This window comes from Plantibacter sp. CFBP 8775 (genome assembly GCF_014839505.1).
Classification (GTDB): domain Bacteria; phylum Actinomycetota; class Actinomycetes; order Actinomycetales; family Microbacteriaceae; genus Plantibacter; species Plantibacter auratus.
In genome coordinates this window covers 1,050,632-1,063,062 of sequence record NZ_JACYNV010000002.1, presented here as the reverse complement: position 1 = coordinate 1,063,062, position 12,431 = coordinate 1,050,632, and the positions used below count along the sequence as shown (strand labels likewise).

Annotated in this window: 13 protein-coding genes; 9 read left to right on the top strand and 4 right to left on the bottom strand. The window is 70.5% G+C overall.

The genetic code is table 11. From position 1 onward, the window contains the following. Positions 1-61 precede the first annotated feature (61 nt). Both IFR14_RS17285 and IFR14_RS17280 read left to right on the top strand, forming a co-directional pair. Entirely contained in the window at positions 62-853 is a 792-nt protein-coding gene (locus IFR14_RS17285) for an aquaporin (protein WP_124767332.1), read from the top strand. 157 nt (positions 854-1,010) lie between these two features. Beyond that, the gene (locus IFR14_RS17280; RefSeq protein WP_164486839.1) at positions 1,011-1,520 is read left to right on the top strand and encodes a hypothetical protein; all 510 of its coding nucleotides are present in this window, start codon (positions 1,011-1,013) and stop codon (positions 1,518-1,520) included. Between the two features lie 93 nt (positions 1,521-1,613). On the opposite strand, the gene IFR14_RS17275 is transcribed toward IFR14_RS17280, so the two are convergent. The 3 genes from IFR14_RS17275 to IFR14_RS21490 all read right to left on the bottom strand — a co-directional run bounded on the left by IFR14_RS17275 (position 1,614) and on the right by IFR14_RS21490 (position 3,438). Beyond that, a complete protein-coding gene (locus tag IFR14_RS17275) occupies positions 1,614-1,823 on the bottom strand; it encodes an antitoxin (protein ID WP_079706736.1) in 210 nt (69 codons plus the stop codon). Positions 1,824-1,940: 117 nt separating this feature from the next. Then, positions 1,941-2,729, bottom strand: a complete 789-nt coding sequence (locus tag IFR14_RS17270) for a DUF305 domain-containing protein (RefSeq protein ID WP_236555538.1) — start codon at positions 2,727-2,729, stop codon at positions 1,941-1,943. Between the two features lie 4 nt (positions 2,730-2,733). Further along, the gene (locus IFR14_RS21490) at positions 2,734-3,438 is read right to left on the bottom strand and encodes a DUF3105 domain-containing protein (protein ID WP_124767330.1); all 705 of its coding nucleotides are present in this window, start codon (positions 3,436-3,438) and stop codon (positions 2,734-2,736) included. A gap of 166 nt (positions 3,439-3,604) precedes the next feature. Between IFR14_RS21490 and IFR14_RS17260 the strand changes: the two genes are divergently transcribed. Beyond that, positions 3,605-4,858: an Nramp family divalent metal transporter gene (locus IFR14_RS17260; protein WP_191941748.1), complete on the top strand. Its 1,254-nt coding sequence runs from the start codon at positions 3,605-3,607 to the stop codon at positions 4,856-4,858. Positions 4,859-4,909: 51 nt separating this feature from the next. Here the strand turns inward: IFR14_RS17260 and IFR14_RS17255 are convergent, their stop codons facing one another. Next, positions 4,910-5,587 carry a metal-dependent transcriptional regulator gene (locus IFR14_RS17255; protein ID WP_079706739.1) on the bottom strand — a complete coding sequence of 226 codons (678 nt, stop codon included), beginning with the start codon at positions 5,585-5,587 and terminating at the stop codon, positions 4,910-4,912. Between the two features lie 171 nt (positions 5,588-5,758). On the opposite strand from IFR14_RS17255, the gene IFR14_RS17250 reads away from it, so the two are divergent. From IFR14_RS17250 to IFR14_RS17225, 6 genes are all read left to right on the top strand, one after another. After that, positions 5,759-6,067, top strand: a complete 309-nt coding sequence (locus IFR14_RS17250; protein WP_191941747.1) for a hypothetical protein — start codon at positions 5,759-5,761, stop codon at positions 6,065-6,067. A 195-nt stretch (positions 6,068-6,262) separates the two neighbouring features. Then, positions 6,263-7,627, top strand: coding sequence for a cystathionine beta-synthase (locus tag IFR14_RS17245; RefSeq protein ID WP_064295706.1), 1,365 nt, complete (start codon positions 6,263-6,265; stop codon positions 7,625-7,627). 133 nt (positions 7,628-7,760) lie between these two features. Then, the gene (locus IFR14_RS17240) at positions 7,761-8,939 is read left to right on the top strand and encodes a cystathionine gamma-synthase (protein ID WP_191941746.1); all 1,179 of its coding nucleotides are present in this window, start codon (positions 7,761-7,763) and stop codon (positions 8,937-8,939) included. A 160-nt stretch (positions 8,940-9,099) separates the two neighbouring features. Next, positions 9,100-10,605, top strand: coding sequence for an MFS transporter (locus tag IFR14_RS17235; protein WP_191941745.1), 1,506 nt, complete (start codon positions 9,100-9,102; stop codon positions 10,603-10,605). Positions 10,606-10,776: 171 nt separating this feature from the next. After that, a complete protein-coding gene (locus tag IFR14_RS17230) occupies positions 10,777-11,343 on the top strand; it encodes a DUF1648 domain-containing protein (RefSeq protein WP_164486837.1) in 567 nt (188 codons plus the stop codon). Positions 11,344-11,459: 116 nt separating this feature from the next. Further along, a complete protein-coding gene (locus tag IFR14_RS17225; protein ID WP_191941744.1) occupies positions 11,460-12,347 on the top strand; it encodes a DarT ssDNA thymidine ADP-ribosyltransferase family protein in 888 nt (295 codons plus the stop codon). Positions 12,348-12,431 lie beyond the last annotated feature (84 nt).

The window sequence follows — 12,431 nt, the reverse complement described above, 5'->3', positions numbered from 1 at the left end:
ATGGCGCGGTGCTCGCCAGAGCTCCGCGTCCACGTCGTCACCTCGAGCGAGAAGAGCCCAGATGTCCTCCCCGGAAGTCCCACCCTCCGTCGAACCGACGACCGCGTCGCAACTCCTCGCAGAGCTGGCCGGCACCTTCCTGCTGGTCTTCGGTCTCGTCGGGACGGCGACCTTCTCCGCGTTCTTCGGCGAGGAGACCTCCAACCCCCTGGGCGTCGGTTTCCTCGGGGTGGCGATCGCCCTCGGCCTCTCGGTGACCATCGCCGCCTACGCGTTCGGCCCTATCTCCGGCGGGCACTTCAACCCGGCGGTGACGCTCGGGCTCGCCGCCGCCGGTCGGTTCCCCTGGCGTGCGACGTGGACGTTCATCCTCGCGCAGCTCGTCGGAGCGTTCCTCGGCGCACTCGCGGTGTTCGGCCTCGCGGCCGGCGGCCCGGCAGGATTCCTCGACAAGGCCGTCGCGAGCGGCTTCGTCTCGAACGGCTTCGGCGAGCTCTCGCCCGGCGGATTCGGACTCGTCTCGGCGATCGTGATCGAGGTCGTCATCACCGCACTCTTCCTCTACGTCATCCTCGGCGTCACGCACACGCGGGCCGCCGCGGGCTTCGCGCCGATCGCCATCGGCGGCACGCTCACGCTGTTCCTGTTGATCGCGATCCCGATCGACAACGGCTCGCTCAACCCGGCGCGCTCCATCGCGACCGCCATCTTCGGCGGGGCCGACTGGCTCGCGCAGGTCTGGGTGTTCATCGTGTTCCCGATCATCGGCGCGCTGATCGCCGGATTCAGCTACCGGATCCTGTTCGAGGGGACCCGCCCGGTGGGTTCCCGACCGGTCGCGAACCGCAGCTGAGTCGTCCGAGCGTCGCCCGCACCCCGTCCGCCCTGGTGGACGGGGTGCGTCGTTTCGGGCCGGCACCCCGCGAACGCGGGCAACCCGCATTGGGGGACGCGCTTTCCACGGGCACCGAGCATGCTTGAGGTTCGAGCGCCGGAACCTTGGAGGGGCGATGACGATGACCGAACGCGACGCCCCCACGACCGCGTGGGTGGGTCCGCTGCAGGACGGCGGCAGCATGCCCGATGCGCCGCTCCCTCCGGACGTCGCCTGGGAGCTCCTCCGGGAGGCGCTCGTCGAGGACTTCATCGACGACCTCCCCCGTCCGGTCCGGACGGCGGAACTCGCCGCGAAGCTCCATGTGAGCCGAGCATCGCTCATGACGAACATCCGTCGCGGCAATGTCGTCGCGAACCGTCGCGCCGGCCGATGGGAGATCGACACCGTCGCGAGCCGCACCTATCTGCGGTCGGCCATCCTCAGCCTGGGCGAACGTCGTCGCGCGCTGAGCGGTGTCGATGAAGACCGCTCCGCGACCGTGCAACTGACGCTCAGCGGACGCGCATCAGAAGTCCTCTCGGACCTGATGCAGGACACGCACCTGTCCGCTCCCGAACTCGTGGCCATCGCGCTCGACCGGTTCCGGAGCAATCCCGTGGACGCCGGCGTCGACGGGCACTGATCGACCCGGAATGACGATCGAGCGCTGACCGGCGCAGACACGAACGGCCGGGCGCCCATCGGGACCCGGCCGTCTCGCGTTTCGAGCCGGGGACTACTCGTTGCCGACGGCCTTGTCCGCCGCGTCGCGGGCGCCGTCGATCTGCTCGTCGAACTTGCCGCCGGTGACCTTCTTGGCCGCGTCGGCCACGCTGCCGAGGAGCTTGTCGCTGATGTCCTCGGCCTGTTCGCTCTTCAGCGCGTCCTTGACCTTGTTGTCCTTCAGGAATTCCTGAGCCTTCTTGGTGATGTCGTCGAGTGCCATTCGTCGCTCCTGTTCATCGGGCCCGTTCGGGCGTCGGGATCATTCTTCGCCGTCGGCCGGGTTCTGGCTAGCCCCTTGTCGGAGCCCGCCCGTCGCCCGGGCGGTCGACAGGAGGGGTCAGCCGGCGAGGTCGACCGGCCCGCCCCGGTCGTCGAGCATGCGGGTCATGAGCTCGATCTCCGCCTGCTGGCTCGCGATGACCGCGCGCGTGAAGGCCAGCGCGGTCGCGTTCGTGGTCCGCGGCTGCAGCGCCTCGGCCATCTCGACCGCGCCCTGGTGGTGGGCGATCATCAGCGTGAGGAAGACCCGCTCCGCCTGGAGTCCGGACGCCGCCGTCAGCTGGTCGATCTGGGCAGGGGTGGCGAGGCCCGGCATCGGGTCGCCCGGGGTGTGGGTGGACCCCGGGGTCGCCGTGTCACCGCCGTGCGCGTGGCCGCTCGCGCCCGTGAGCGTGGGGAGCGTCATCCACGTCATGTCCGGCTGCCGTGAACCCTGCGGCAGGTTCCACTGGACGAGCCAGTCGTACAGCTGGCCCGATTGCTGCGCCTGGGTGGTCGCGATGTCGTACGCGAGGGTGCGAACGTCGACCGCGTCCGTCCGGTCGCGGATGATCATGGCGAGCTCCACGCCCTGGTTGTGGTGCACCTGCATGTCGCGCGAGAAGCCCGCCTCGGCGCTCGTCGTGGTGGGTGTCGGGTCGGCGAGCGTGCTGAGTCGACCGACCGAGAAGCCGATCGCCGCGGCGACCATGATCGCGATGACGGCCATCGCGGCGATGACGATGCGCGTCCGGCTGGAGCCGTCGGGGGAGCCTTGCGCCTCCCAGGCGGCCAGTTCCTCGTCGGTCACGCCGCCGTCGGCCGGTTCACCGGTCGCCGGTGCGTCGGGTGTGCTCGCCGGGGTCAACGGATCAGACCTTGCCGGGACCGTCGATCGCGCCGGTGCAGGCCGCGCCGGGTTCCGGGACGTTGTTGCTCTTCCAGAACTCCTCGAAGAAGTCGGCGATGCGCGCGTCACTCGCGTTGTTGACCTGCAGCTGGGAGTTCCAGCCGCTCAGCACGATCGGCGAGGGGAGGTCGGACTTCGGCGACAGGACGACGTACGTGGTGGGGAGCAGCTCCTTGAGCTTCGTGAGCTCCGCGTCGCTGAGGGACGGGTCGTAGGTGACCCAGATCGCGCCGTGCTCGAGGGAGTGGACCGCGTTCTCGTTGGTCTGCTCCTCGGTGTAGATGCCGCAGTTCAGCCAGTACTGGTTGTGCGGGCCACCGGCCGGCGGGTTCTGCGGGTAGTCGACCGTGCCCTCGACGTGTTCCGAGGTGTTCTGGAACAGCTCCACGCCCGCGATGTCCTGGCCGGTGCCGGTGCCACCGCCGGGGTAGCTGGCGTTCTTCGGCAGGGTGAGGACGACGCTCGTGATGAGGACCGCGATGACGGCCACACCGCCCACGACACCGGCCCAGATCCCGATGCGGCGGTTGCGGTTCTTCCGCTTCTGCGCCTGCTTGAACGCGGCTACCTTGGCCTGACGCTGGGCTTCGCGCTCCTGCTTCACGCTCTGCTGCTTGACGGCGGGCGGGACGGGGGTGTTCTTGGGGCGATCTGCTGCAGGGGTCACGGGGGCCTCTCGAAAAAGTTGTATGCGTAACTATCGAACCAGATCGGCTTCCGGGGGCCGTTCCGGTGCCTGACGATGCGCAGTCGATTCTCAGGCTCATCCAAGCAGACAGCCGGTTAATCCAAGAGTTAGGCTAGTCTAACAAATGTAGCTCGGTCTTGCTAACATGGCCGACGTGACCAGTGACCTCGCCGCTCCGACGACCCGCGCGCCCCGCGGACCACGACTCCTGTTCCTCCTCGGGCCCGCCTTCGTGGCGGCGATCGCCTACGTCGATCCCGGGAACGTCGCGGCCAACCTCACGGCGGGAGCCCAGTACGGCTACCTGCTCGTCTGGGTGCTCGTCGCCGCGAACGCGATGGCCGTGCTCGTCCAGTACCTCTCCGCCAAGCTCGGCCTCGTCACCGGGCAGAGCCTGCCCGAGCTGCTCGGCTCGCGACTGCGCACCGGGCCGCGTCGGCTCTACTGGGTGCAGGCGGAGCTCGTCGCCGCCGCGACCGACCTCGCCGAAGTGATCGGCGGCGCCGTGGCGCTGTACCTGCTGTTCGGGATCCCGCTCGTGCTCGGCGGCGTCATCGTCGGGGTCTTCTCGATCGCGCTCCTCGCCGTGCAGAACTGGTACGGCCAGCGGCATTTCGAGTTCGCGATCCTGACGCTCCTCGCCGTCATCGCCGTCGGCTTCCTCGCCGGTCTGTTCGTCAGTCCCGTCGACTGGGGTGCCGCGGCCGGTGGCCTGGTGCCGCGGTTCGAGGGCACGGCGACGGTCCTGCTCGCCGCGAGCATGCTCGGCGCGACGGTCATGCCGCACGCGATCTACCTCCACTCCTCGCTCAGTCGGGACCGGCACGGCGTCCAGACGAGCGACGGTGCCATCCGTCGGCTCATCGTGGCGACCCGCTGGGACGTCGCGGCGGCACTCGTCCTCGCCGGAGCGGTGAACATCGCGATGCTGCTGCTCGCGGCCGCGTCGCTCGGCGGCGTCGAGGGGACGGACTCGATCGAGGGCGCGCACGCGGCGATCACCGCTGCGCTCGGGCCGGTCATCGGCGTGATCTTCGCCATCGGCCTGCTGGCCTCGGGGCTCGCCTCGACCTCGGTGGGCGCCTACGCGGGAGCGGCGATCATGGGCGGGCTCCTCAAGGTGCGCATCCCGTTGCTCGCCCGACGCGTGATCACCCTGATCCCGGCACTCGTCATTTTGGCTGCGGGCATCGACCCGACCACGGCGCTCGTGCTCAGCCAGGTGTTCCTCAGCCTCGGCATCCCCTTCGCGCTCATCCCGCTCGTGCGCTACACGGGCGACCGGCGGATCATGGGTGTCCACGTCGACCAGCTCGCCACCCGGGTGTTCGCCTGGATCGTGGTCGCCCTCATCGTCACGCTGAACGTCGCGCTCATCGTGCTGACGTTCTTCGGGTGATCAGCCCGGCGGTTCGCTCGCCGGAACATCGGCGAACGGAGATGCCGGCGATCAGGCGACGACCGTCACCCAGACGGCGTCGGCGGCGAGGCGACCGAGCGTGAGGCGGGTGCCGGTGGCGGTGAGCCGGAGTTCCAGTTCGCCCGCGAACGCCCGGTGGTCGTCCACGCTGAGTTCGGTGTCGAGGACGATGCCGAGGGTGCTCAGATGGCGGAGGGTCTCCGGGTCGGCGTCCGAGATGCGGCACACCGTCAGCGGGCTGTCGGACGGCGCCTCGTTCAACCGGACCGCGTCCGGGCGGTGCGGGGTGCCGTCGGCAGAGGGGATCGGGTCGCCGTGCGGATCGCGGATCGGGTGGCCGAGCGCGGCGTCGATGCGCTCGATCATCGTGTCGCTCGCCGCGTGCTCGAGGATCTCCGCCTCGTCGTGGACCTCGTCCCAGCCGTAGCCGAGCATCTCGACGAGGAAGGTCTCGATGAGCCGGTGCCGCCGCACCATCGCGACCGCGTGCGCCTGCCCGGCGGGGGTGAGCTCGATGCTGCCGTAGGGCTCGTGCACGACGAGTCCCTGGGCCGCGAGTCGCTTCACGGCGTCGGAGGCGGTCGCGGGACGGACGCCCATGCGATCCGCGAGCAGCTTGACGGTGGCCGACTCGTCGGCCCACTCGGAGGTCGTCCAGATCGTCTTGAGGTAGTCCTGGGAGACGGCGGAGAGGCCGGAGACGGTCATGCCTCCAGTTTAGGGAGCGCGGTGCGCGTCCATCATGCGTCCGTCGGCAGGCCACCGGGTGTTCACGCCCGCCTGGCAGAATGGGCACCGGCACCCCCGAACAGGGCACCCGACTGCTACGGTCGAGTCCTCGCACCCGCGAACACCGATCCATCCGACGAGAAGGGCCACGTGATGTCCCAGGCGCTGCGCACCTCGACCGCACGGCTCGGATCCGGCGCGCGCGCCACGCTCGAACTCGTTGCAGCGGCCATGGCGGGCGAAGGCCACCTGGACGCGCCCGGGGCGGACGGGACACCCCGTCGTCGCCCGGTCGAGCTCGCGTTGCGCCGGCTCCCGGCGCTCGTCGCGGTGCTGCTGCTCGCCGCGGTCGTGCTCACGGTCATCGGTGTCCTCATGGTGCTGACCCTCGCCGTCCGGCTGGTGTTCTCGGCCGTCTCGGCACTCGGTCCGCGGCAGCGACTCGTCGCGATCCACTGACGTCGGATCGGCCCCGTCATCCGGCTGCGTTCCCTGCACTCGCCGGGTAGGGTGGTCAGCATGCGTCCCCGCCTGTCGTGTTCCTGCTGTCCCCGCTGAACCGTCCCTGCCCGGGATGCCGCCTCAGCCGCCCCAGCCATCCGGTGACGCACGCGAGAGTCGTGCGGTGACGCACCACAGGAACAGATTGCAGACATGAACTACGCAGACTCCGTCCTCGATCTCATCGGGAACACGCCCCTCGTCAAGCTCAACCGGGTCACCGAGGGCATCGCGGCCACCGTGCTCGTCAAGGTCGAGTACCTCAACCCGGGCGGCTCCTCGAAGGACCGCATCGCGACGCGCATCATCGACGCCGCCGAGGCGTCGGGCGACCTCAAGCCGGGCGGCACGATCGTCGAGCCCACCTCCGGCAACACCGGCGTCGGCCTCGCCCTCGTCGCCCAGCAGCGCGGGTACCGCTGCGTGTTCGTCCTGCCCGACAAGGTCGGCGAGGACAAGCGGAACGTGCTCACCGCCTACGGTGCGGAGATCGTCGTCACGCCCACCTCCGTCGCTCCCGACAGCCCCGACTCGTACTACAGCGTGTCCGACCGCCTCACCGCCGAGATCCCGGGCGCGTTCAAGCCCAACCAGTACGCGAACCCGAACGGGCCGCGCAGCCACTACGAGTCGACCGGTCCCGAGATCTGGCGCGACACCGAGGGCGAGATCACCCACTTCGTCGCGGGCGTCGGCACCGGAGGCACCATCTCCGGGACGGGCAAGTACCTCAAGGAGGTCTCCGAGGGCGGCGTGCGCATCATCGGCGCAGACCCGGAGGGCTCCGTCTACTCGGGCGGCACCGGGCGTCCATACCTCGTCGAGGGCGTCGGCGAGGACTTCTGGCCGACCGCGTACGACCCCTCCATCCCCGACGAGATCATCGCCGTCACCGACGCCGAGTCGTTCGCGATGACACGTCGCCTCGCCCGCGAAGAAGGACTGCTCGTGGGCGGCTCCAGCGGCATGGCGGTCCAGGCGGCCCTCGTCGCGGCGCGCGACCTCCCGGCGTCGGCCGTGGTCGTCGTCCTCCTGCCCGACGGCGGGCGCGGCTACCTCGGCAAGATCTTCAACGACTCCTGGCTGCAGTCCTACGGCTTCAGCGAGGTCGCCGACGACCGCACGGTGGGCGACATCCTCCGTGGCAAGGGCTCGGAGATGCCGGACCTCGTGCACGTGCACCCGAGCGACACCGTCCGCGACGTCGTCGACATCATGACCGAGTACGGCGTCTCGCAGCTCCCGGTGCTGAGCGCCGAGCCGCCCGTGGTGATGGGCGAGGTCGTCGGTGCGATCGACGAGGCCAGCCTCATGGACGCCGTCTTCAGCGGCGCGGCCAAGATGAACGACGCCGCGAGCGCGTTCGTCGGTGACCCGCTGCCGCTCATCGGTCTCGGTGAGTCCATCCCGGCGGCGCGCGCGGCGCTCGGTTCCGCCCCGGCGTTCCTCGTCACCGACGGCGGCAAGCCGATCGGCGTCATCACGCGGCACGACCTTCTCACCTACCTGGCGGGTTGAGCGTGGGCGGCATGCAGGTCGTGTGGGCGGAGTCCGGGCGATGTCCCGACCGCGCCCTACCCCGGTGACCGGGCCAGTCCGACCGGTCGCCCACCCCGACACCTCCCCGAATCCTGAACCGAAAGAGTCACCCATGAGCAAGCACGACCACGGCTTCGCCACCCGCAGCATCCACGCCGGACAGGAGTTCGACCCCACCACCGGGGCGATCATCCCGCCGATCTACCAGACGTCGACCTTCGTCCAGGACGGCGTCGGCGGGCTCCGCGGCGGCTACGAGTACAGCCGCTCCGCCAACCCGACCCGCACTGCGCTCGAGACGCAGCTCGCCGCGCTCGAGGGTGCGAAGCACGGCTTCTCCTTCGCCTCCGGCCTCGCCGCCGAGGACGCGCTCATCCGCACGGCACTCCGCCCCGGCGACCACATCGTCATCGGCAACGACGTCTACGGCGGCACCTACCGGCTGATCAACCGGGTGCACGGCGCCTGGGGCGTCGAGCACACGGTCGTGGACCTCGGCGACCTCGCGGCCGTCGAAGCGGCGATCATCCCGGGCCGCACGAAGCTGCTGTGGGTCGAGACGCCGAGCAACCCGCTCATGAAGATCAGCGACATCGCGGCACTTGCGGCCCTCGCGCACCGCCACGAGGTGCTCTCCGTCGTGGACAACACCTTCGCCTCGCCGGCGCTGCAGCAGCCGCTCTCGCTCGGGGCCGACATCGTCGTGCACTCGACGACCAAGTACCTCGGCGGTCACTCCGACGTCCTCGGTGGCGCCATCATCATGAACGACGACGAGCTCGCCGAGCAGCTCGGCTTCGTGCAGTTCGCCGCCGGCGCGGTCTCGGCCCCGCTCGACGCGTGGCTCACGACCCGCGGCATCAAGACCCTCGCGGTGCGCATGCGCCAGCACAGCGCGAACGCGCAGGCGATCGCGGAGTTCCTCGACGGCCACGCCGCCGTCGAGCGCGTCTACTACCCGGGCCTCGAGAGCCACCCCGGTCACGAGCTCGCCGCCCGCCAGATGTCCGGGTTCGGCGGCATGCTGTCGCTCGCGCTCGTCGGTGGCCCGGCTGCAGCCACGCGCCTCGTCGAGAAGACGAAACTCTTCGCGCTCGCCGAGTCGCTCGGCGGCGTCGAGTCGCTCATCGGCCTGCCAGCGCAGATGACGCACGCCTCGGTGAAGGGCACGGAGCTGGCGGTCCCCGAGAACGTCGTCCGGCTGTCGGTCGGCATCGAGGACGTCGCCGACCTCATCGCCGACCTCGACCGCGCGCTCGCGAAGGTCTTGAAGGCGAGCGCCAAGCACTAGCGGGCGGTCCCGGCTCGTTCGCAACTCAGGAAGGCTGCGGCGCGTCCTGCGCCGAACCCGTCGATCGGCGACGGCGCGCCGGGCACGTCCTGAATGGTGAACGGGCAGGGGTTCGTCAGCGCTTGACCTCAAGTCACGTTGAGGTTCTAGGCTCGGAATCGTGACCACAGCGACGACCCCCGAGCCCACGACCGGAGCCGACCCGACGCCCCGCGACCGCGGGATCTTCAGCCGCCGGTTCGTCCTCGTCACCATCGGTGCGTGCGCGCTCGTGTTCCTCGGCGCCTTCGAGTCCCTCGCCGTCACGACGATCATGCCGCTCGTGAGCGGGGAACTCGACGGCGAGCAGCTCTACGCGCTCGCCTTCGCCGGCCCGCTCGCGGTCAGTGTCATCGGCATGGTCGCCGCGGGCTCGGTCGCCGACCGCATCGGTCCGGTCCAGCCGCTGCTCGCGTCCGTCGTCCTGTTCCTCGTCGGTCTCCTCCTGGCCGGAACCGCGACCACCATGTGGGCCGTCGTCGCCGGGCGCCTCGTCCAGAGCCTCGGTTCGGGAGCGATGACCGTCGCCCTGTACGTCCTCGTCGCCCGCATCTACCCACCGGCCCTGCACCCGCGGATCTTCGCCGGGTTCGCGGCCGCCTGGGTGGTCCCCTCCCTGATCGGGCCGTTCCTCGCCGGGGTGGTCGCCGAGCGGTTCAGCTGGCACTGGGTCTTCCTCGGGGTCGTCGGCCTCGTGGTCGTCGCGACGCTCCTCCTCCTGCCGGCCCTCCGGATGCTGCGGGCCTCCGCCACCGAGCGCGCCGAGCGGCAGGCCGCCGAACAGGAGTCGGCGAAGGATGGCGGCGAGGCGGACACCGTCGTGCGGACGGGCGCGGAACTGCGTCGACTCGGGTGGGCGGTGCTCGTCGCGGCGGCGGTCCTCGCGGTCAACCTCTCGACGGAGTTCTCGGGATGGACCGCCTGGGCGCTGCCGATCGTCGGCGCCGTGGTCGCGATCCTCGCCCTCCGACCACTCATCCCGCTCGGCACGCTCACCGCACGCCGCGGGCTCCCGACGGTCATCCTGGTGCGCGGACTCACCTCCGCCGCGTTCTTCGGCGCCGAGGTGTACGTGCCGTACCTGCTGACCCGCGAGCACGGGCTCACGCCGGCGCTCGCCGGACTCGCGCTCACCGGTGGGGCGATCGCGTGGTCGCTGTCGTCCTGGTTGCAGGGGCGCCTCGGGGACCGGCTGTCGAATGCGAACGCCGTGCAGATCGGGTCGTCACTCGTCACGGTCGCCGTCGCGATCGCCCTGTCCGCCGCCCTCGTCGGCCTGCCGCCGGTGGTGCCGATCGTCGCCTGGGTGGTGAGCGGCGGCGGCATGGGCCTCATGTTCCCGCGCCTCAGCGTCATGACGCTCGCCTACTCCGACGAGCGCTCGCAGGGGTTCAACAGCGCGGCGATGTCGATCGGCGACGCGATCGGCGGTGCTCTCGCCCTCGCGGCGACCGGGCTGGCGTTCACGGCACTCGACGGCTCCCGTATGTTCGCCGGGCTGGGCTGGATCGCTCCCGGCGGGGTCGCGTTCGCCGGATGCTTCGCTATCGCCCTGGTCGCCGGTGTCGTGGCGGTCGTCGTCGCGCGTCGGGTGAGCCGACCAGCGGAGCCAGGCGCGACCGGGTGAGCCGAGACGCCGTCGCCTGGATAGTGCTGCGGTGCGTGGGGGGTAGCGTCGCCCACGCATCGCTGCAGTGTCCAGGCGGCGGGCCCGAGGTGGAGAACCAGGGCATCGGGTATGATTGATGCAGATATTCCTGGGGTGCGCGCCAGGGTGCTCGCGCAGATGAGGAGTGGGATGCAGGACCCGACGACCACTCGCCCGGAGTGGCCCCCTCGCCGACCGCCGGTCTGGCCGCATCTCGTCGCACTCGTCATCGTCGCTGCGACGCTGGTCGTCGGCCTGGTGGTGTATCCGTCTGCTCCTGATCCGATGCCGGTGCACTTCGACGCCGCACTCCAGCCGGACGCCTGGTCGGACAAGCGTCTCGGCGGGTTCCTGCTCCCGGTCATCATCGGGGCCGCGGTCGTGGCGATCTTCTGGATCGTCGCCGCCTGCCTGCCGCTCGCCGGCACGACCCGATCGGATGTCGACCCCCACCCACCGACCACTGCATCGACGTGGTCCACGCAACTGTCGCCTCGTCCGGAGGTGACGGCTGCCACGCTGGACGCCACCGGGCGACTGCTGGGGGATCTGACGATCGCGACCGCCGCGCTCATCGCCGTCGTCGCACTCACCACCTGGCTCGGCGTGCCCGCGTGGATGGCGCCCTGGCTGCTCCCGGTGCTGATGGCGGCGTTCTTCGGATCACTCGCCGTGTCTTGTGTCCGGGTGTTCCGGGCGCAGCGCGGGCTCGTCTGACGGCGCCCGCGTCCACGAGGGGTGCCGAAGCCGCGTACCCTTGATGCGTACGTCTCGGCTCGTCCCCCCAGTGACCCGCTCCTCGTGTCTCGGAGCCGGACTGCAGAAGGACTCTCTTGAGCGACGAATGCAAACACGGTTTCGACAACGGACTCTGCGCGACCTGCTTCCCGCCGCCGCCCCGCGAGGTGCCGGTCGCTGAACCACCCGCTCCCAAGGTCCGTCGGTCGACGGTCGCTCCCTCGCTCCGCGAGCCGGCCCCGACCCGCGTGCGGACCGCGGCCACCACGAAGACGGTGACGAAGGCGGCGGCAGCGCTGCCCGTGGTGCGCGTCGGCGAGCAGCGGCTGTACCACGTCACCCACATCCGCAATCTCGAGCGCATCCTCGAGACCGGTAGCATCCTGCCGGTGGCCTCCCCGGCGCTCCCCGACGGGCCGGTCGTCGACATCGCCGCCGCGAGCCACCGCGAAGCGCGACGCACGATGGTGCTCGCCGGCACCGACGACCTGACGCCCGCCGACTTCGTCCCGTTCTTCCTGACCCCGGACGCCGACCTCTGGGCGGGCATCCGCGCGGGCGAGCACGACGTCCGTCTGTCCGCCGAGGCGTTCGCGTCATCGGTCAACGACTACGTCGTGCTCGTCACCACGATCGACGGCGCAGCCGTGCACCCGGGCGAGTTCGACGCCGACACCGGCCGGCCCTCCCGCGCGCGGGTCGTGGTCGCCGACGGTGACGCCTCCCACGTGCTCACGAGCATCGGCGCGAACGCGATGACCGCCGACCGCATGGTGCAGCGCTTCGCGACCGATGAGGACCCCGCGGCCCTCCGACGCGCGGAGGTGCTCGTCGCCGACGCCGTGCCGTTCGACCGCGTCACCGTGATCGGTGTCGCGACGGTCAATGTCCGCGAGCACGTCAAGCGACTCGTCGCCGGCGCCGGCCACCGCACCAAGGTCGCCGCCTACACGCCGTGGTTCCAGGCGCACGTCGCCGACTAGCAGCTGTCTTGCGTTCACAACTCCTGCTGGACGGCACCGGAACCCGGCTGCCGGCACCGTGTCAGGCCGCCTTGCCGCCCTCAG

Excerpts from the sequence above, each read along its gene's own strand:
- IFR14_RS17280 (WP_164486839.1), top strand. The coding sequence starts at position 1,011 with ATGACGATGACCGAACGCGACGCCCCCACGACCGCGTGGGTGGGTCCG.
- IFR14_RS17285 (WP_124767332.1), top strand. The coding sequence starts at position 62 with ATGTCCTCCCCGGAAGTCCCACCCTCCGTCGAACCGACGACCGCGTCG.
- IFR14_RS17260 (WP_191941748.1), top strand. The coding sequence starts at position 3,605 with ATGGCCGACGTGACCAGTGACCTCGCCGCTCCGACGACCCGCGCGCCC.
- IFR14_RS17245 (WP_064295706.1), top strand. The coding sequence starts at position 6,263 with ATGAACTACGCAGACTCCGTCCTCGATCTCATCGGGAACACGCCCCTC.
- IFR14_RS17240 (WP_191941746.1), top strand. The coding sequence starts at position 7,761 with ATGAGCAAGCACGACCACGGCTTCGCCACCCGCAGCATCCACGCCGGA.
- IFR14_RS17230 (WP_164486837.1), top strand. The coding sequence starts at position 10,777 with ATGCAGGACCCGACGACCACTCGCCCGGAGTGGCCCCCTCGCCGACCG.
- IFR14_RS17275 (WP_079706736.1), bottom strand. The coding sequence starts at position 1,823 with ATGGCACTCGACGACATCACCAAGAAGGCTCAGGAATTCCTGAAGGAC.
- IFR14_RS17255 (WP_079706739.1), bottom strand. The coding sequence starts at position 5,587 with ATGACCGTCTCCGGCCTCTCCGCCGTCTCCCAGGACTACCTCAAGACG.